Source organism: Rubritalea spongiae (genome assembly GCF_042652385.1).
GTDB lineage: Bacteria > Verrucomicrobiota > Verrucomicrobiia > Verrucomicrobiales > Akkermansiaceae > Rubritalea > Rubritalea spongiae.
On sequence record NZ_JBHSJM010000001.1, the window covers coordinates 3,406,518 to 3,425,970 of the forward strand.

Annotated in this window: 20 protein-coding genes; 13 read left to right on the forward strand and 7 right to left on the reverse strand. The window is 44.0% G+C overall.

Annotated features, from left to right (window positions below):
- Window positions 1–65 precede the first annotated feature (65 nt).
- The 7 genes from ACFPK9_RS15080 (at window position 66) to ACFPK9_RS15110 (ending at window position 7,618) form a co-directional block, all read left to right on the forward strand.
- Window positions 66–977, forward strand: coding sequence for a diacylglycerol/lipid kinase family protein (locus ACFPK9_RS15080; protein ID WP_377096168.1), 912 nt, complete (start codon window positions 66–68; stop codon window positions 975–977).
- A 14-nt stretch (window positions 978–991) separates the two neighbouring features.
- The gene (locus tag ACFPK9_RS15085) at window positions 992–1,798 is read left to right on the forward strand and encodes a metallophosphoesterase family protein (RefSeq protein WP_377096171.1); all 807 of its coding nucleotides are present in this window, start codon (window positions 992–994) and stop codon (window positions 1,796–1,798) included.
- A 337-nt stretch (window positions 1,799–2,135) separates the two neighbouring features.
- Complete coding sequence (locus tag ACFPK9_RS15090) at window positions 2,136–2,576, forward strand: hypothetical protein (RefSeq protein ID WP_377096174.1); 441 nt, start codon at window positions 2,136–2,138, stop codon at window positions 2,574–2,576.
- A gap of 156 nt (window positions 2,577–2,732) precedes the next feature.
- Window positions 2,733–3,350, forward strand: coding sequence for an ANTAR domain-containing response regulator (locus tag ACFPK9_RS15095; RefSeq protein WP_377096176.1), 618 nt, complete (start codon window positions 2,733–2,735; stop codon window positions 3,348–3,350).
- A 646-nt stretch (window positions 3,351–3,996) separates the two neighbouring features.
- Window positions 3,997–5,397 carry a sigma-54-dependent transcriptional regulator gene (locus ACFPK9_RS15100; protein WP_377096178.1) on the forward strand — a complete coding sequence of 467 codons (1,401 nt, stop codon included), beginning with the start codon at window positions 3,997–3,999 and terminating at the stop codon, window positions 5,395–5,397.
- A gap of 24 nt (window positions 5,398–5,421) precedes the next feature.
- Window positions 5,422–5,643 (forward strand): histidine kinase dimerization/phospho-acceptor domain-containing protein, encoded by a 222-nt coding sequence (locus tag ACFPK9_RS15105; RefSeq protein WP_377096181.1) that lies wholly within the window; start codon window positions 5,422–5,424, stop codon window positions 5,641–5,643.
- Between the two features lie 55 nt (window positions 5,644–5,698).
- The gene (locus ACFPK9_RS15110) at window positions 5,699–7,618 is read left to right on the forward strand and encodes an ATP-binding protein (RefSeq protein ID WP_377096184.1); all 1,920 of its coding nucleotides are present in this window, start codon (window positions 5,699–5,701) and stop codon (window positions 7,616–7,618) included.
- 641 nt (window positions 7,619–8,259) lie between these two features.
- Here ACFPK9_RS15110 and ACFPK9_RS15115 read toward each other — a convergent pair.
- The 3 genes from ACFPK9_RS15115 to ACFPK9_RS15125 all read right to left on the reverse strand — a co-directional run bounded on the left by ACFPK9_RS15115 (window position 8,260) and on the right by ACFPK9_RS15125 (window position 9,539).
- Entirely contained in the window at window positions 8,260–8,406 is a 147-nt protein-coding gene (locus tag ACFPK9_RS15115; RefSeq protein WP_377096187.1) for a DUF1328 domain-containing protein, read from the reverse strand.
- Window positions 8,407–8,465: 59 nt separating this feature from the next.
- Window positions 8,466–8,702, reverse strand: a complete 237-nt coding sequence (locus ACFPK9_RS15120) for a hypothetical protein (RefSeq protein ID WP_377096190.1) — start codon at window positions 8,700–8,702, stop codon at window positions 8,466–8,468.
- A gap of 180 nt (window positions 8,703–8,882) precedes the next feature.
- A complete protein-coding gene (locus ACFPK9_RS15125) occupies window positions 8,883–9,539 on the reverse strand; it encodes a response regulator (protein WP_377096193.1) in 657 nt (218 codons plus the stop codon).
- A gap of 377 nt (window positions 9,540–9,916) precedes the next feature.
- Between ACFPK9_RS15125 and ACFPK9_RS15130 the strand changes: the two genes are divergently transcribed.
- Window positions 9,917–10,411, forward strand: a complete 495-nt coding sequence (locus ACFPK9_RS15130) for a YciE/YciF ferroxidase family protein (RefSeq protein ID WP_377096196.1) — start codon at window positions 9,917–9,919, stop codon at window positions 10,409–10,411.
- 57 nt (window positions 10,412–10,468) lie between these two features.
- Window positions 10,469–10,918, forward strand: a complete 450-nt coding sequence (locus ACFPK9_RS15135; protein WP_377096199.1) for a PA2169 family four-helix-bundle protein — start codon at window positions 10,469–10,471, stop codon at window positions 10,916–10,918.
- 1,123 nt (window positions 10,919–12,041) lie between these two features.
- Here ACFPK9_RS15135 and ACFPK9_RS15140 read toward each other — a convergent pair.
- The 3 genes from ACFPK9_RS15140 to ACFPK9_RS15150 all read right to left on the reverse strand — a co-directional run bounded on the left by ACFPK9_RS15140 (window position 12,042) and on the right by ACFPK9_RS15150 (window position 14,461).
- Window positions 12,042–12,200, reverse strand: coding sequence for a YqaE/Pmp3 family membrane protein (locus ACFPK9_RS15140; RefSeq protein WP_377096202.1), 159 nt, complete (start codon window positions 12,198–12,200; stop codon window positions 12,042–12,044).
- An 18-nt stretch (window positions 12,201–12,218) separates the two neighbouring features.
- Window positions 12,219–12,461 (reverse strand): hypothetical protein, encoded by a 243-nt coding sequence (locus ACFPK9_RS15145; RefSeq protein ID WP_377096205.1) that lies wholly within the window; start codon window positions 12,459–12,461, stop codon window positions 12,219–12,221.
- A gap of 671 nt (window positions 12,462–13,132) precedes the next feature.
- Window positions 13,133–14,461, reverse strand: a complete 1,329-nt coding sequence (locus ACFPK9_RS15150; protein WP_377096207.1) for a mechanosensitive ion channel domain-containing protein — start codon at window positions 14,459–14,461, stop codon at window positions 13,133–13,135.
- A gap of 282 nt (window positions 14,462–14,743) precedes the next feature.
- Between ACFPK9_RS15150 and ACFPK9_RS15155 the strand changes: the two genes are divergently transcribed.
- Entirely contained in the window at window positions 14,744–15,886 is a 1,143-nt protein-coding gene (locus ACFPK9_RS15155; protein ID WP_377096210.1) for a glycosyltransferase family 4 protein, read from the forward strand.
- On the opposite strand, the gene ACFPK9_RS15160 is transcribed toward ACFPK9_RS15155, so the two are convergent.
- Entirely contained in the window at window positions 15,883–16,524 is a 642-nt protein-coding gene (locus tag ACFPK9_RS15160) for a c-type cytochrome (protein WP_377096213.1), read from the reverse strand. The two genes, ACFPK9_RS15155 and ACFPK9_RS15160, sit on opposite strands and share 4 nt — an antisense overlap.
- Before the next feature lie 345 nt (window positions 16,525–16,869).
- On the opposite strand from ACFPK9_RS15160, the gene ACFPK9_RS15165 reads away from it, so the two are divergent.
- The 3 genes from ACFPK9_RS15165 (at window position 16,870) to ACFPK9_RS15175 (ending at window position 19,450) form a co-directional block, all read left to right on the forward strand.
- A complete protein-coding gene (locus ACFPK9_RS15165) occupies window positions 16,870–18,003 on the forward strand; it encodes a hypothetical protein (RefSeq protein ID WP_377096216.1) in 1,134 nt (377 codons plus the stop codon).
- Window positions 18,004–18,153: 150 nt separating this feature from the next.
- On the forward strand, window positions 18,154–18,621 hold the full coding sequence (locus ACFPK9_RS15170) for an FMN-binding protein (protein ID WP_377096219.1): 468 nt from the start codon (window positions 18,154–18,156) through the stop codon (window positions 18,619–18,621).
- 4 nt (window positions 18,622–18,625) lie between these two features.
- A complete protein-coding gene (locus ACFPK9_RS15175; RefSeq protein WP_377096222.1) occupies window positions 18,626–19,450 on the forward strand; it encodes a PepSY domain-containing protein in 825 nt (274 codons plus the stop codon).
- Window positions 19,451–19,453: the final 3 nt, after the last annotated feature.

Sequence of the window (19,453 nt, forward strand, 5' to 3'; positions counted from 1 at the left end):
AGCAGACCTGTATGGTGGTTTTAGCATGAGTGATTTAACTTTAATGAGCCAATAGATTACCCGAAATGCGTACTTTCCAAGTCATTGTGAATACCGAATCAGGCGAAGCTGAAGAAATGAACCGCGCTGATTTTGAGGCCGCAGTGTTAGATAGTCTTCAGAGCGAGGATATCAGGGTGTGTGTGGAATTTTGTAAAGGCAGAGAAATTGAAAAGGTTATTACTGACCTGTTGAGAGATCTACCAACCGCCATCATCGTCGCTGGTGGTGATGGGACAGTGGCTACAGCAGCTGGACTAATGGAAAACAGTGGGGTAGCACTTGGAATAATTCCCATGGGAACATTCAACCTCGCAGCGCGAGATCACAACATACCGCTGGAGCTCAAGTCTGCGCTTCGCGTGTTATCAACGGCCATACCAGAGCCCATACACTTGATGAAAATCTCTGGACGTCCCTGTCTTTGCACGGCAATCATTGGCTTCTATCCACATATGGCTCGCATGATTGACGAGTATCACGGTAAGTATTGGTGGCGTAAGTCATTGATTGTTATATGGTGGTCCATCTTGAGGTTCGCTAAATCGACCATCTATCGAGTTTCTCTGCAGGGAGTCAATGGCTCAGAATTAATTCAGAAAGAATTCAAAAGCAGGATGCTGGCCGTCGTGCCTGGTGAGTACCGTGATACAATGGGGATAATCCCCGAGAGGAAGGATACTCGTTCACAGAAAGCTAATATCTATGTTTTCCGCCATCATACACGTATCGCAATGCTGCGAGGCATGATAGCCTGCCTTCTTGGGAAAAGTAAGTCTGATCCAGACATGGAAGAGGTCGAAACAACATCGCTCGAAATTAATTTCGAGAATAAAAAGGCAGTCAGTACGATGATCGATGGGGAAATCCTTCAACTACCTAATCCATTGAAAATTGAGATTCACAGCAGCGTGCTTCTCATGCTCCAGCCACGATAAACTATTTTTACAATATGTATCAAATTCTTCAGTTTTCTGATCCACACTTCGGTGCGGTAAATTTAAAACAAGCAGAAGCTGCTGTTGCGATGGCTAATGAGCTTGCTCCTGACTTAATGCTATTACCGGGGGACTTTACTATGCGCGCACGTAAACGCGAGATGAAAGCAGCTAAGGCTTGGTTGTGTAAACTTCCCACACCTCAGTTTACTTTGCCAGGAAATCACGATGTGCCGCTTTTGAACCAACCTATAGATCGCTTTTTTAGTCCGTTTAGACGCTATAAAAAGTACATTAATGTAGAGCTTGAGCCAACGATGGATTTACCCTGTGGAAGGCTACTTGGATTTAACTCATCCACTCCATTTGGTTTGCACATTGATTGGTCGAGAGGGTTCTTATCACCTTTTCAGGGGCAGCGTATAGAGACAGGATTTGAAGGAAACCATGGATATAACATAGTGGCATTCCACCATCCGTTACACCGGAAAAACGAATCTTCGCGTGTGCTCATATCTCCAGTCGGTTTGATTAAAAAATCACTCGCAATGGGCAAAGTAGACATCGTTTTCGCTGGGCATTTTCATCAGTCCTATGTTGGGGTGATTGAGCTTAATCACCAGAATCGCAACTTGATTGTCTCGCAAGCATCGACTGTTTGTTCGAGACGAACGAAGGGTGAAGCAGCCGGCTTTCACTTAATTAGGTTATCAGAGGTCAAAGTCGAGATTCTACGCTTCAAATGGGAGAATAGTGAGTTCAAACATGATATGACCTACGAATTTGAAAAAAAAGCCGAGCGATGGACTCAATTATATTGAGACATGCGTATTCTAGTGTGTTGTCAGTTAAGCCATTTGCAAAACGATTCGATTTTTTCAAAGATCTGATCAGCCGAGGCACCCTACTTGAAAGGTTTGGTTGCACGGGCTGGCTTCTCTCTAACACTTGAGTCTGATTTTTCTCATCTACACTCAGCACAATAGAATCCTCAGTTTCATATTGCCATCTTTCTGGTGCAATTTGAACCATGCAGGGATTATGTTCTCGCGCTGTATTTTTTCCCAAACGCCCGCTATCCCTTTTGGTGTCTTGGCTGTATGAGCCGTGGGGAATATCCAACTTGATGGTTCGGAAAATGCTTCAATGAATGGTGTTATGACAATGATACAATCCAGCCCAAATGAAAAATATTCAGATCCTATGTTGGTTGACGACATTCAGACTACTAAAAGATGTAGCAAGAGAACAAAACGCCTCAAGGAGTCTGTCAATCAAGTTACTAGTAGAGCTAAAAAGAAGACTACCGGCATCATCGATGATGGAACCACTAAACTCGGAGTTTCACTCGGACGCCTTAGCGAAGCCAGCGACGGCGCGCGCAAAAAATTAGATTCTGGCTACCAAACTAAGTTATCGCCTGCGATGCACAAAGTAAGCGAGAAGCTTGCGAGCACATCTCAATATTTACAGCAATCAAAACCATCAGACCTTGCCGAGGATGTCTACTCTAAGAGTAAAGCTAACCCTCGCACCACAGCCGCCATCTTGGTCGGAGCAGGATTCTTGTTAGGCAGACTGCTAAGATCCAAATCCTAGCGGCTGCTAGCAGATTTTAAAAGTTGGTTTCACTATCATAGCCTCGACGGATGTATTCGGCGGGGCTTGTGTTTTTCTTGCTGCTGACAAAAGCCTGTTGACAGTTAGGATTTGGCTCGACTGCATGTGCTGATTGTATTTTCTTAATACATAGCCATGAGTAAGGATAATGTGGATGACAAAGACTCTGATCTGAAGGGTGTATTAGTGCAAGTGGCTCACGACAAAGAGGATTTATTGAATGAACTATGTTCGATTATCAAGGTCCTAGGAATGCATGTCGTTGGGAAATCTAGGACGAGTGTTGAGTTACTAAAGAATATTAGTATGGAGCGTCCCAACCTGATTCTCACAGGTATGCATTTTGAGGACGGCAATGCAGTCAATTCCCTGCTTGCTGTGGCTGAGGATGAGCCTTTACCAGCCATTATTATCGCGGAAAAGGCTGACTTGAAAGATGTGGAAAAAGCGATGGTAGATCATGTGATGGCATATCTTGTGGCACCTGTAGATCAGCATGACTTACGATCTACATGTTACCTAGTAATGCGACGTTTTCGCCAGTTTGAAGAGTTGCGCAATGAGAATGACGTTCTGAAAGAAGCACTGCTTACGCGGAAGAAACTCGAACGAGCCAAGGGGATCATGATGGCAAAATATGAAATCACTGAGGAAGATGCATATTTGCAAATTAGGGACTCTGCCACCCAGCAGCGCATAAAGATCGCTGATGTCGCAGACAAAATAATCAAAGAGACCACCGAGGAGCTATGAAATGAGCTGTGGTATATCGAGGTAGGTTCTTTGTTCTAAACTGTATTCAATGAATACATTCTGTGTGGATTGTTCTTTGTTTGAGCTGTCCACGTCAGAGATGGTGTAGTGAGAGCATGTGGAGATGCTCCCATGTTTAGTGAATATTTGATATTTTTTGAAGTAGCTAGGTGTAAGTCTGGTGTCGTTTCTATCATAGACATGGTTTTTATCACAAAGCACTGAGAAGCTGACTCAACAGAAGGTTCTAGAGTCACTTCGATTAGATTTGTATCTGAGTTATATTAAAATAGAATCTCGAGTGAAAACTGGTAATGTCATATGAGTTGTACGGCATCATAAATAATTCCCAGACCGAGCTGGCAATATGAAGCGTCAGAGCTGTATGCGGTGTTAATTCTGTCCTAGAATTCATGCTTGTGCAGTCTCGGAAAAACCAAGTATCATTTACGCAGTGCTAATCGCAAATGACGACACGACCAAATTGTTATAAATTAAAAACTTCCAACGGTTTGGGAAAAATAAGTCCGCCAGTGAACCCTAATTATTTGGGCGCATGCGTTAACAGTAATTTCTTAGATCAAAAAGAGGTGTTACTCGCAACACACGAAGGTCTGGATTATCGCTCTGCTTTACACATAATTTAATGAAAAAAACACTCGATATTCTCGTCGTTGATGACGAACAATCTGTTAGGTATGCTACGATTATAGCCTTGGAGGAGGATGGGCATTATGCTCAACCTGCAGGAGACATATCATCGGCAAAAATTCAACTTAAAGAAGGTGAATATGATCTCGTATTTCTCGACCTTAAGTTGAAAGACGAAGACGGGTTAGATCTACTTCGTTATATCCACGAGACTAATCCGCGGCTCCCAGTCGTTATATTCACAGGCTACGCTTCCGTGGACACCGCAATTAAAGCAACCCAACTAGGTGCGTTTGACTACTTAGAAAAACCCTTTAATCCAGATCAGATTCGCGCCATTCTCGCCAAAGCTAGAAAACAGATAAATACTCAAGATGAGATTCAGACTCTTGAGACTGAGGTGCAGACACTTAAGACTCAAGTCATTGCTAATTCTCCTCCACCTTCGTTTGGTTCTGATGACGATGTGATGAAAGAGTCAATGGATACATTATTCCGAGCTGCACCCACGCCTGCATCAATTATGATTTTAGGTGAAAGTGGCACCGGAAAAAGTGTGATTGCTCGCGCCATTCATGAAAATAGCCATTTAGCTGGAAAGCCTTTTGTCACAGTAAGTTGCCCAAGTCTATCTCGAGAGCTCTTAGAGAGTGAGTTGTTCGGTCACGTTAGGGGAGCCTTTACTGGAGCTGTGAAAGATTCATGGGGGAAAGTTCGCGCGGCAGAAGGGGGAACGCTCTTTCTGGATGAAATAGGTGAACTGCCGATTGAGATTCAGCCTAAGCTGCTTCGTCTATTGCAAGAGCGAGAGTACGAGCGCTTGGGGGAGAATAAGCCACGTTCCGCCAATGTACGTGTTATTACAGCCACGAACCGAGATTTAAAGCAATGCGTAGCAGACGGCGAATTCAGAGAGGACCTCTACTATCGGCTAAACGTAATTTCTGTGGAGCTGCCACCTCTTAGGCTACGCAAAAATGACCTCACGCGTTTCGCAAATGATTTTGTATCCTATTTTGCGAAGCAGGTAGGGCGTCCCATCACTGGGTTTTCAAATTCTGGACTTGCTGCACTGAAGGGCTACTCATGGCCTGGCAATCTAAGAGAGCTGAGAAATGCGGTTGAAAGGGCAGTAATCCTGTGCAAGGGTGATGTAATAGAGCCTGAGGATATACCATCACCAGGTGCGGAAACTTCTCAAATGCAAAGTCATGACGCCATCGTTGGCAGTGACATCAGTGTTGAGGAACTCGAGGCGGAACATATCAAACGTGTCATCAAGCGCACATCTAGTCTGCAGCAAGCAGCAGAGATATTAGGGATCGATAAAACCACACTCTATCGAAAACGCAAAAAATACGAAAAAACCGAAATATTACCATCCAACCTGAACTAACACTTCACTAAGTAGTCATTTGTTATGCCAGATCCTAAGAAAGCCAACGAATCGCTGTCATCCATCAGTCACGACCTTAAAAGTCCTCTGACTGGAATCCGTATGATGTCTCACTTACTTCTCGAGAAGAAAGTAGGACCTCTCAACGAAAAACAGGAACAAATGCTGCAAAGCATTGTTTCTAACAGCGATCAACTTCTTAATGCAGTTAACAAACACTTCAGCAGCAGTCATATAGAACCGTGATTGTGAGCCCTCTCCACAGCGAATCAAACGGGGCACTGATCTCATTACTACTTAAATGTCCCAAATTATCAATTCTGACAAATCCGATGCCCTAGCATTGGAGTCCCTATTTAGCTATGCGCCACTAGGCTTGGCCTTTTTTGACCGTGATGGTCGATATACGCGCGTCAATGAATACATGGCGCAGATCAATAAGCGATCTACGGATGATCACATTGGTAGGAAAATTTCTGAGATTCATCCGCTGACTGCAAACGCGTTATTTGCAAGTATTCTATGCGTATTTGATCGCGGCGTTCCTCTACCGATTCAACCGTGCGTCATTGATACATGTGATGAGGATCAAAAGCATAAGGCTGTCTTCAGTTTTTTTCCTGTTTTTGATGAAGATGATGATATTGTCGAGGTAGGAACTGCCATGTTCTTGCAAGATACAGCCTTACCTCGGGATGGAATCCGTACTCCTCATGAGTTAAAATTTCGCCATTTGGCAGAAAGTCTACCTAGCATCGTATGGACATCTGACCCTGAAGGACAAATTAACTATATTAGTCCCCAGTGGTCAGAATATTCAGGCGTATCCATGGATGACTATGAAGCGTACACTGATATGGATTCGTTCGTACATGAGAGCGACCGGGCTCAAGCGGTTTCGATGTGGAAGCAAACTATTGAAAAAGGAGATATCTACGATTATTCTTACCGTCTAAAAGACGCGAATTCACAGTATCGCTACCACAGAGCTAGAGCAGTTCCAATTCGCGACCATGAAGGAAAAATAACAAGTTGGTATGGCACTCTAACAGATATTGAGGATTTGAAACGTGCTGAGATTTCTCTACAAGAGGCAACAGAAGAGAAGGACATGTTTATCGCTGAACTCAGTCACGAGTTGCGTAATCCTCTTCTTGCTATTTCTGCGACTTACGAAATTATTCGCCACCCTAAAGCTGAAGAAGATGAAAGGAACTCGGCACTACTTCAGCTCGGTGAGCAGATTGAGCACGTCAGGAAGTTGGTAGATAATACACTGGATATTTCACGGCTGACCTCTGACAAGTTGAGGGTGGAAAAAGTCCCCACAGAAGTGAATCAGTTGGTACGCACTGCGGCAGCTGGCGTAGACGAAATAGCCAAAGGACGCGGCATCACCTTTGAACTTAATCTGCATGATCAACCATTATGGGTAGATGTTGACTCCGTCCGCATCGTGCAATGCATCGGTAACTTATTGACTAATGCTACTAAATTCACAGAGGCTGGCGGCAAAGTCACACTTTCCGTCTGCCCTGTGGATGAGGAAAAAAACGTGCTGATCAGAGTAAAAGACACTGGTATTGGCATGGATAAACAGGAGATAACCAAGCTCTTTAAACCTTTTGCTCAAAGCTCTAAGAACGAGCAACGGCCGCAGAATAAAGGGGGGCTGGGTCTAGGTCTGGCAGTTGTGGCTAAACTCATCGAGCTACACTCAGGCACGGTCAGCGCTTCCAGCGACGGATTGGGCACTGGTACGACATTCAGCTTGAAACTACCATGCACCGAATCGCCAGATGAGGAAGCGGCTGTTCCTGAAGAAAATAGTCATATATCACTAGATCCCGCCGATATTTTGTTGATTGAGGACAATCAGAGCGTGGCTGCATCTCTCAAGTTCTTCTTTGAGCTCGAGGGACATACCGTGCAACATACAGCTCACGTGATGGAGGCGCTCGAGATGGTTGAGCAGTCTAAGCCAGACATTGTGTTTTGTGATCACGCATTAGGAGGGGATCAAAATAGCCTCGATTTTCTTCGAATGCTTCAAGGTAAATTTGATGGCAAGATTCCATCCTACTTAGTAGCTCTGTCTGGTCACAGTGACCCATCTCATGTTGAAGAATGCCTAGCAGCTGGGTTTGATGAATTTTTGGCCAAACCTCCTGAGCTAGACGCACTGAGGCAGAGTATTTGCAAGTCTCTGTACAAGGAATAGGAACTGTAAACCCTCTGTTTGTGACTGCGCTTCCAGTAACAGAGCCAGTGGTTTTATGCAAACCCCTCTCCTCAGCGTAGTAGATTGATGCTCTGAAAGTTGATAACAACTGATGTTATAAAAATTATCTTTATACAGAGGTATGACCGTAAGCTACATTAGGATTTGTTGAACGGGCGATTGTTGTTCTGTTAGGAAATGCCATTGTCATTCACAATCTTGTATGATGATTTATAGCGTATTCTGTGACATCAACCATTGCGAATACATGTTTGTATATGATAGAAGTGGATGATATCCAAAGGTTGATCCAGTTGACGGTAGAGTAGCAAGTTACATCCAAGGCGTGCAGACCTTAAAACTAATACCTTATCACGACTATATGGACGGCATATTTCAGGTGTTATGGGTTTAAATTTACATCAATCTGAAGAATGTGCATTAAATTGGAGCCCAGATTTATTTAGCCTCCTTCTTGGACCTATCTACAGCGTCGACCTGTCGCGTATTTATAATATAACACAGTTGCAAAATTTATTTAGCCTAAGATTGCAAGTCTGGAACACGAAAAAGCACCACTCGATAAGCATTGAGTGGTGCTTGATGAATCTTTGTGAGAGATGTTAGAAAGTTATCTTTATCTACAAGATGAGAGTAACGATCCATACTACGAGGAATACGAGAAAGAGTATTTTAGCAATCCCCGATGCAGCACCCGCTATTCTAGTGAATCCTAGGATGGCAGCGATTATGGCGATAACGAGGAAGATAAGTGTCCAATGTAACATTATATTTTTTGGTTGTTAGTTAGTTTAGTGGAGTCAGATTGCAGCGAGAGCGATTTTTGTTAATCAGTGGCCTCTTCGATTTTATCTCCAGCGTTTTCGACAGCATCGTCGACTTTTTCTCCAGCACGTTCTGCTGGTCCTTTTTTTTCACAGCTTGCAAGGAAGAATGCACCAGCGCATAGGCAGATAGTTCCCAATAAAGTCCGTGAGACTGGCTTGTTCCGTATCGCTTTGAGTGCAGACGACACTGTGTCAGATGTTTGGTGTGACAGTTTCTTAACTTTGTCTTTATTCATAACAAAACACAGTATCGCAGAAAGCGTTCCATGTGATGAAATCTCGTTTAAGTGTCTATAAGTTGTTATAAATAAGGTGATTGAGTCTTTGTTTTGAGGGCGTTCCGAGTGAGTGGAAAAACTCAGTAAGTGCAATTAGCACCACAAATAGTTGCAATTGTCCCCAGCTCGTCCTCTATATTAGAGGCTTTTATCTACCCAAGCATTTTGTGCAATGGCACCTGCAGCATCCATTCCGAGGTCATGAGCTGACCGCGGGTATGTAGCCAAAACTTTAAACAGGCACATCCAATGCTTGGAATGAGGCGGAACCTTAGAATCGTCCATATGCTGCTTGATTATTGAGGCAGCTTCACGAAATTTGAGTTGTCTAGCATATTTAAATGCCTCTTCTAAACCAGATTCGTATGTTTTAGCACTTCCGAGGAGCGTGTCTACAAAGTCTCTAAGCTGTTGCAGAGAAATTGGTTTGGCTAGAAAGTCAACGACGCCATTACGAACTGCGGATAAAACAGCTCTATCTGTGACGTGAGCGCTACAGACCATTACCCTAGTCATGTCACCTCTCTTTCTTAGTTCATTGAGAACGTCAAGACCTGTGACGTCTGGCATATTGAGATCAAGCACGATGAGGTTGAATGATTCTTCTTTCAAGAGCTCCAGAGCCTCGCTGCCTGAGCTGACACTCACTATATCGCGATCATCGTCTTCAAGTGCTACTTCCAGACCGATACGCAGAGTCGGCTCATCGTCTACAATGAGTATTCTATGTTTTTTATGACTAGCTTCGGTCAATTGGTCGGCCATCATTAAAGGTTGTGGCTGGTCGTCGTGCATTTTTTCTACGGAATACTTAGCTTAATCTGTGCCACCAATTCAAGTGAATGTATTTGTGTGGTTAACGTGGTCCCCAGGATTGGGGTGGAACCAGAGTTAAAGCATTAATCTACTAGGGTCTACAGGAATAGGTAACTATTTGGACTCGCTGTAGACAGAGTAAATAAAGATTAGAGATGCAGATTTGTTTTCATCGAGAATTATTTATCTGATGCAGTTTGCAACCAATTGGGAACCATTTGTTTCAAATTACCACTTTTTCTATGAAAGAATATTCACCTTGAGGACTGCTCATCGCTGTAGTTGAGGGGTTTGTAAGAGATTCAGCTATTTGGCATTCTGTTCGCATTGTAATAGATGAAGCAAAAAACAAACAGATGAAATTAGACTCGTTAGAAAAACTACTCGTTCATGAAATGAAGGATCTCTACAGCGCCGAGAAGCAAATTCTCAAAGCTTTACCTAAAATGGCAGAAGCTGCGCACAACCCACACTTAAAGAAGGTGTTTGAGGATCACTTCGAAGAGACAAAAACTCACATTAGCCGAATTGAGTCAGCGTTTGCCTCATTGGACTATGAACCTGGCGGTGAGCATTGCTCTGGAGCCGAAGGTCTAATCAAAGAGGGAGAAGACATGATTGGAATGGACGGGGATGAGCAAATTAAGGATGCGGGCCTCATTTGTGCTGCGCAGCGCGTGGAGCATTATGAGATGGCAGGTTATGGAAATATCGTAGCTCTCGCCAACGCCTTAGGCATAAACGAAATTTCCAAGCTTATGCGCGAGTCCCTAGAAGAGGAAGGCAAGGCAGACCGTGACCTTACCTACATTGCACAGAAAGAGGTGCTGTTTCTAGGATCAGTCGCATAGGTCACAGGAAGTACTCTAACAAATAAACAAACACTCAACATTAGAAAACAAATAACAATGAACAACAATACACTAACAGAAAGACAAATAGACTGCATCGGAACATGTAATAGCCTTTTGCGCGGTGAACTCTCAGCAGTGGAAACTTACGAGAAAGCGATCGAGAAGTTTGCCCATGACGAGGAAGTGGCTACATTACGACGCATTAAAGATGAGCACCAAACTTCTGTTCTCGAGCTGCGTGAAAATATTAGGCAGATGGGTGGAGAGCCAGACGATGATTCCGGAGCATGGGGTAGTTTCGCGAACACCGTGCAGGGTGCTGCCAATCTTCTAGGTGATGACTCCGCTGTGGCGGCTCTTAAACAAGGTGAAAAACATGGCCTTAAAGAATATGAGGATGCCATTGAAGAATCATCTACCATGCCTGAGTGCCGTTCTCTTATCGAAACGCAGTGGTTGCCTCGCGTGAAATCTCACATCAGAGCTCTAGATGCACTTGACTAGTAATCCATAAGAAAACGGGTCTCAGAAAAATGAGTCCATATTTTTATGCTAGGTCCCTTCGTCCGGATATTACTCTGGGCGGGGGATTTTTATTTGTTGCAAATCGTCGCTCTTGGTCGTGCGCATTGCACGAGAGATATGATTAGTTTTTTAGTGGGACGCGAAAAGTTAATGTGTGATCACAATCACTCAGAGGCGTTATTGTGGCTGCTAGAACATTCGCGTGTTCAGACTCAAAGTAGTACAATACTCTGAAATATGATTCTGCGGATTCAAACTGGAAGTGTACCGCTGCAGGGGAAAGACGGCTCAGATGGTAATTAGATCTGAACTGGTTACTTCAATCAAAACTGAACTTGAACCTGCTGAACTTTAAACATCTGAGTTGTGAATTGAAGCGTAAGCCACTGCTTAGTGAAGGAAATAAGTAGCACTGTTGTGGAGAAGAATGCAGCTCTTCGATTAGTGAGGAAAATAATTAATCAACTAATCTGTAAACAGCTATGAGGTTTATGTGGGAGGACGCTGAGGAACAATCGGGTTTCTAGTAAATAGATGGAGAGTTCCAATAGTTAGGCTGGAGCACTATTAGTAATAAAAATGTTGAGGTAAGGATATACTGCGAACTTAATTCAAATAGGTGTTCTCCATAAGTATTTTTGTCGGTGAATAAAGTCTTATAAAAATCACAGTCTCGAGAATGCCAGAAGAAGTAGCATTCGGCAATCATCTATCAGTTAGTGACATTTTAGACCTATAGGCTACTTCATTTATCCTTTTAACTAGTGGAAGAGAGGCCCGTGCGAAAATCCTAACAGCCTGGTCCGACAATATTCCCCTATGCGGAGAGGTTGCTATTCAGTTGCCGATAAAGGGAATAGCTATTGTTGAGCTAAAGTTAAACTGATGACTTATAATTGCCTCGACAGAAAATATCAAACTGCATCTTCGTTCACAGCAAACTAGAATCTTGGTGGTCTGTAGTCATTGGGATGACTCTAAAAAAGGGAAGGCGGCTCAAGCTTGAGCTACCTTCCCTTTTTAGTTAGGTCGTGTGGACAAATTACTTCACCACACGGTTTAGGTTGATATATCTATTATCTTAGATGAAGTGCACAGGGGTTTATTTTTTGAGAACCAGCCATAATGCATGGACCATACCCGGCACTCCGCCGAGTAATGTTAGGAGTATGTTAAGCCAAAAGTGAGCTCCCAGCCCAACCTGCAAGAATGTAGCTACTGGCGGGAGAAAAATGGCAAGAATGATTTTTATAAGAGACATATTATTGTGAAATCAGATTTATTCATTCTCCTCTTCTTTTTGTTCGTCAGGCATTTTGACATCGACGTCAGGCACTGTGACTTCGACCTTTTTCTCTTTCACTTCAACGTCTGCAGTTTCAACGTCATACTCGGGAAGCTTGCCTTCTTCAGTCTTTACGTCGACATCAACTTCGGGCAGTTTGCCTTCTTCAGTTTTTTCAACCTCGCAGCTTGTGAGAAATAATCCAGTAACAGCGGCAAAGGGTAGTAATGTAATCATGTTTTTCATGGTAACACTATATTTGCAGATGGTATGCCATTCCAAGTTTGTTGTAGTGAAATGCGTCGCATTCGACTTGTATACAAGGGGTTTTGATAATTATTGATTGATAGGTCTTATTAAGAAAATCGTATTTTTGAGTCACAATGATTGCATCTTGCCCCCCTAGTAAATTGCATTATGCAGAGTGCATGCACATTGATATGAGGCAATGTACACGGTGATTTTGTTGTGAACGCTCGTCGAAATTTGAGGAGTAATACCTGTTTGTTTTTCATAGTTTTTTATTTTCTTAGAATTCTTTTGGTCGCTGGGTTCATCGAGAGAAAATAATGCAGCTGCCATGACATCATTCTACTTGTTCTCGAAATTCACAGGTGCGCTATTTCTAGGAGGGTTCTTTTCCCAGAACACAGTAGCCTTACCTGATAGAGGCCATTGCCGGTATCATGTAGGCAAAACTCAAGTTTCATGGAGCATGCCGAATCAAAAATTACCTTCTATTGCCAAAGTATGGGCAATCTAGTTAATTTACACTCTCATGAATGGTTCAGACGTGGGCAAATATCAACCTAACCTAGTGCATTTTGCCCGATATGGAGTGGCACTAGGTTGATAGAAACAAAGTTATCGCTGGGAGCTAATGCGTCTCTTCGTTTTTGCTATTAGATTCAGGATTTGCTCAAAGGTTGTTTGTTGAGAAGATTTTCTTCATCTAACTTGCCTGCTTCATCATGGATCTGGTTTTCGATGGTTTTGTCAGGAGCAATGTCAGCATAATCTACACTCTTCTTACTTTTTCTCTCTTGAGTTTGCTTAATCTCTTCTTTCTTGGAACTACTAATAGTAGCGGGACTCTCGCGAAGATGGACGCGGTAAATTGGCTCTGGCATTTCGATGCCAGCGTCATCAAATGCTTCTTTTACGAGTCGAATCGATTCACTTTTAGACTTTAAAAAATCATGGTTTGTTTGATTGACCCACCCAAATAATCTGATCATTACCGAGCTGTCACCCAAGTTATCGACAACCACCATCGGAGATGGATCTTCTAAAACGGCTGGGTTTTCCTTTAGAATATCCATGGCGATTCGTTTGACTTTATCGAGATCAAAATCAGTAGACACACCAACGTAGAAGTCGAATCTACGCAAAGGGTTTCGGGTGAAATTGGTCAGTACAGAATTCATGACAACTGCGTTGGGGATGCGAAGGTGGTTACCATCTAAAGTGACCAAAACAGTATCGCGAGCTGTAAGTAATGCGACTTTTCCTGTGTTGCCGTCGATTTCCACTGAGTCACCTATTTCAAAAGGATTTCTGGTGCTTAGAAGCACGCCTGCAAGGTAGTTCTCAACGATGTTTTTGAAGGCAAAACCTAGTGCAATTCCTACCAATCCAGCAGCGCCGATGATGGCTCCAACGATGGCGGTAGCATCTAGCAGCTCTAAGGCTGTGAGGACTGTAAGCAGACCGATAGCCAGCGTAATGAGCCTCAATATAAGTTGCTTACTCAGAGAGGAAACATTCATCCGGTCAAGCCAGTTGTGGTGTTTACTAATGAATCTGGATAGAAGGTATCCGAAGAAGAGTAAGGCTAGCGCCGCAGCGATAAGTGGTAGTTTCGTGACCAGCGCTCTTCCCATTTCCTGAACTTTTTCATATGCGGGAGCAAGCTGGTTGGTGATTTCTACTGGTTCCTCAAGCCGATCAATGATGAGAACAGCGCCGTCAGTTCGAGATGCAAGAGACACAGCATCCTCGCGTGTGGAGTCATCTGCGATTTCACCAGTGAGTTTAACAACTCCGGATTGTACTGTGATCGTAATCCCATCGAAGCCACCAACCGCCTGATAGATTTCACTGATACGGTTTTTGATCGCTTCATCGGAGGTGACATTTTGTACCGCAATGAGATCGTTGTTTTCCTTCACATCATCTTGAGCAAATAGGGGAAGGTTCAAGAGAAGCAGGATGACAACACAGTGAAATTTGTTCATAGCATGAGAAAATAGATGAGTTCTGAATCAGTGCAAATCCTCATTGTAGGAAAGCACTCTTCTACCATGATCACGCTAGCAAGTAGTATGCCTACCTAATTTAAGCTCTATGTGATGATCAAATTCATGAACAGTATCTTTTGAGTCGTTTGGTGAGAGTATTCTGTAACAATGGGCATCTGTCTCTCCTCACTTCGCTCGTCTTGGGTAGCGATGTGTATGTTCTATTGCTTAATCGAGATTGCTTTGGTGTGAGGAGCTGACAGGATAGATGGATTATTGATGAGCGGTAGTATCTGGCATATCACGTGGGAAGACATTGGGAGTAGTTCTGGTGGATTGGGAGTTGCGTGTTCAGAGCTTGTCGAGGCGCTTCCTGAAAGTCATGTGCTGGTGTCTGCTGCTGGGCTGATAGAGGGGAGAGAGTCTTCTTATTCTAGTTACTATAGTGATAGTGCCATAGCAGCAGTTGATTATGAGCGTGCCTTAGGAAAACTGGTTTCAGGGCAACTGCTTCCTTACGCGGGAATAGATCAGGATGTTTGGCGATTTAATTTAGCATTACTCGGGCTCAAGCGTGGTTCTCTCGAGGCTCTGCATGTGCATGATTGGCATGGTATTCTTGCGGCTGTTGCTCTGAAGCGCATTTTAAAAATTCCACTGGTTCTGCATTTTCATTCGACCCAAAGAGAACGGCTAGGGGGACATGTGAATGACTTTATTTCAGGTTTGGAGCAATGGGGGGCAAGCCAGTCAGATTCGTTGATCAGTGTGAGTAATCACGCGGCCGCCAAGCTAGTGCGGTCGTTTTCTATCGAGCCAGAGAAAGTAAGAGTGGTTCATAATAGCAGTAAGTTTTCAAACCGCCTAGGGAATCAGCTCTGTGAGGTAAGAAAGCGGAGAGTTCTTTTTGTTGGCAGGTTGTGTGAGCAGAAGGCTCCATTGTTCATGGTTGAGGTCATGCGGCAGCTTTATAGTATAAGTAATGACTATTCTTTTTTGTTCGCTGGGAGTGGGGAGGAATTGGAGAAGCTTCAATGTGTGGTCGACTTCTATGGGTTTGGAGCTGCGGTAGATTGGGTGGAGCATCAAAGCCATTGTGATGTGGGGCAATACTATAGAGACGCGAGCTTTGTGTGCATGACGTCCTACCAAGAGCCGTTTGGCTTAGTGGCGCTGGAAGCAGCACAGATGGGTGTTCCAGTGCTGGTTACGGAACAATGTGGAGTGGCTGAGCTTCTGCCTTCGGCTCCACGATTTTCCCTAGAACGAGCGAAGTCATGGAGTGATTACCTGCATCGTGCTCATGTTGACGCGGGCTACTATTTTAAAATCTGTAAAAGCCTGCAAAAAGAAGCAGCGTCTTACACATGGCAAGACGCTGCTGAAAAAGTATTAGCGATTTATGCTAAGTTATTGGATTAGCCTTTTTTGCGGCCAACACCTGTGACTACAGGGAAAATACAGAGAAGGGTCCATGCGGCAAAGCCACCCCAAACGAGTTTGTTTGGACCTGATTGGACATCAGATTTGGTGACATCACCTTGTTCTGTAACATCACCTGCTGCGAGTACTTTAGCTGGTGCTGCAGGTTCTGCTTGTGCGCCTTCTTCACCGGCTGGTTTAGCTTCTTCTTTTGGAGCTTCGTTAGGGTCGATGAGTTCGTCAGCTTTGAGTGGTGGTTTGCCGGCTTCAGAACGGAGAGCTTTCACTTGGTCGGGAGTGACAGGACCTGAAGTGTTGCCGAAGTTGCTACGGATGTAGCTGAGAACAGCAGCAATTTCTTCGTCAGACATGGATGCGTTTGGTGGCATCATGCTATTGTACTCGACTCCTTTGACTTTGATTGGTCCCATGAGACCGCGAAGCTGGATACGGATGAGGTTTTCGACTGGTCCGTTAACCCACTCAGACTCTGCAAGTGGAGGGAATGCTCCAGGAATACCAGCGCCATTTGCTTGGTGACATGCGGAACATGTTGCGTAAAGTGCTTTGCCGTCGGCTGCGTCAGCTTGGCCAAGGCCAATTACTGCGGATGCGAGAATCAGTGTGAGTTTCTTCATAATTAAGAATTTGGTCTAGACAGAAATTAAGCGTCGATCCATTTGGCTGCAAGGAAAATACAAGGATTTTCTATGGAGTTTAGGGAATCATAAATATCTCAGGAGTGAAGGGATTGTTTGGCGAAATTTCAAAATAACTTCATTGCATTTAATGGTTGTATCTCTCTTTTTTATAGTTTGTTGAGAGCCTTTTTGAAATTTATTGTGTCGATTTTGTTAAATAATGGTTGCTAATGAGAATCGGTCTCGATAGGAAACGCGCCGTCCAAACTGATTATTTAGAATTATTTAAAGCCAGATAGTTAGAGAAATTAATTTGGAGTAACACACACTTACTACATTACTATGCAAAAGACACTTCTTACCTCAGCAGCTCTGGGAGCTGTAATGATGGGTTCCGCTGTAGCGGGAGATGCAGATGCACTTGATGCGTCACTGATTAAAACTGAAAAGAGTTTTTGGGATCGCTTCACCTTTGGCACTTATGGTGAAATCCACGCAAACTTTTGGAAAGATGGTGGCACAGAAGTTGACCCGCACCGCATTGTTCTTTTTGCGGATTTCCAGTTCACTGATAATTTGAAGCTCGTTACTGAGACTGAACTTGAGCACTCACTTGAGAAGCGACGTCATGATGCTTCTTTCACTAGTACTGGTGTTGAGCTCAAACTAGAGCAAGCATACTTAGAATACACATTCAGCGATGACCTTGTTGCTAAGGGTGGTCTTATTCTTGCACCAGTTGGTGTGATTAACGAAGTCCATGAACCAACAACTTTTTATGGTGTGGAGCGTCCGAACGTAGAGGTGCGTATCATTCCTACGACTTGGACACTACTCGGACTAGGTGTGACTCAAAATGTTGGAACTGATTGGCAGTTAGACGGAATGTTCCATGGTGGTAATGATACTCGTGGTGGTTCAATCCGTGGCGGACGTTCCAGTTATGGTATCGACCTCTTTACAGTGAATTCTGATGGTAATCGTTTTAATCAAAACAATGACAGCTGGGCGTTCACAGGACGTGCAAAATACACCGGTATTCAAGATCTTAAATTAAGTGCATCCCTTCAGTACCAGTCCGATATGGATAGCTCTGCGTCAGGTACCCAAGATGGTGTTCTTGGTGAAGTACATGGTGTTTACCGCAAGGGTGGCTTCCAGTTTATCGCACTCGGGTCAGCATGGGAAATTGATGTTGAGAGTGAAGGTGACAGCCAGTGGGGTTACTACCTTGAGCCGTCTTATGCATGGGACACCTTTATCGGTAAAGTTGGTGTATTTGGACGTTTTTCTCAGTATGAGTACGCAGATCTTGCGGTTGGCAGCAGTTCCAAGAAATACACTGAATACAACCTTGGTGGGAACTACTGGATCAATGAAAATCTCGTAGTGAAAGCGGATTACCTCAACCAAGAAATTAAAGGTGAAGTGGGCGGCACTGAAATCTACAACCTTGGCTTTGGTTGGTACTACTAAGCTGATTTTATTTGATCATTTTTGCTGGTCAACACTCAGTTGATCAGCATTTCTCCTCATATGGGAATTGTATCAATACCGTTATTCATGAAGTCCGTTCGATCATTTTGGGGTCGAGCGGTCTTTTTATTATTTATGTTAGTGGCAGTGATGCAGCCACTATTCGCGGCGACCAAGGTGTACGAGAAGCCCTCGGTTTTCATGAAACGCCATTTTGGCGGCATCCCTAAAACCCAAGTTCTCTCGCTGAGCTCTGTACAGCTGAAACATCTCAAATCCATTTTTGGGCATAGCTATAAGGAGAAGAAAGTACGTTATTGGCAAGGTGGGGGAAAAACTGCTTTTGTTATAGATGAGGTTGGGAAAAGCGAGCCAATCACGATTGGAGTCGTAGTGAAGTCTGGAAGCATTTCAGAGATTAAAGTGTTAGTCTACCGAGAGAGCCATGGCTGGGAGGTGAGTAAGCCCTTTTTTACCAAACAATTTGTCGGAGCCACTCTCAATGGAAATAGGCTCGATCGTTCTATCGATGGGATAGTCGGAGCGACTCTTTCAGTAAATTCTATGAAAAAAGTAGGAGCTGCAGCCTTGTATTTATCGTCCCAAGTTGGGAAGTAGAAGCATGGCAGATCCGACCACATCGATGCAAACTGATTTTAAGCCAGGTTGCTCACCTGCTTGCGATGTGGTTCGGAAACCGAAACGCCGCAAGCGCAGGTCGCGTGCGTGGCACCGCTGGTTGGGAATGGTGGCGGCACTTCCTTTGATCTGGGTGCTACTTACAGGTTTTTTACTCAACCACAGTGATGATTTTGAGCTGGATCAGAAACGTGTAACATCTCCATTTATTCTTAAGCTCTACGGTATGACACCCAAGGGAGAGCCAGAGATCTATCAAGTTTATGAGCAGGAATTAGCGCATTGGGACGGTGTGAGCTTTCTGAATGGTAAGGCGATGGAACTTACCCAACAGCCGATTGGTGTGGCGGTGGGGAAGAATCAAATCGCTGTGGCGACTGCGGAATCTGTGGCTCTTTATAGTCTTACGGGTGAATTGTTAGAAGTGGTTGATGAGCTATCATTACCTGAGCTTCCACTCATAAATATTGGAACGAGTGTGGATGGAATCGTTGTTAAAAATGAGCAGGGGTGGTGGTTGGCTGACTCTGACTGGATAGAGTTTTCTAAAGTAGCTGAAGCAGAGGTTGAGTTTCAATTGGCTCCGGTGGAGGTGAAAGATGCTAGGACGCGTTCGGCTTTGGCCACGGAATGGGCTGGTGGTGGGCTGCCGTTGGCGCGTGTTATCTTAGATCTTCATGCAGGTCATTTTTGTGGTGCTTTTGCCAAGTATTTTTATGATTTTGTGATCGTCTGTACTCTGTGGCTGATTGGCACTGGAGTGGTTCTGCAGTATCGGTCGAGTCGTCGGAATCGGAATGTAAAATAGAGT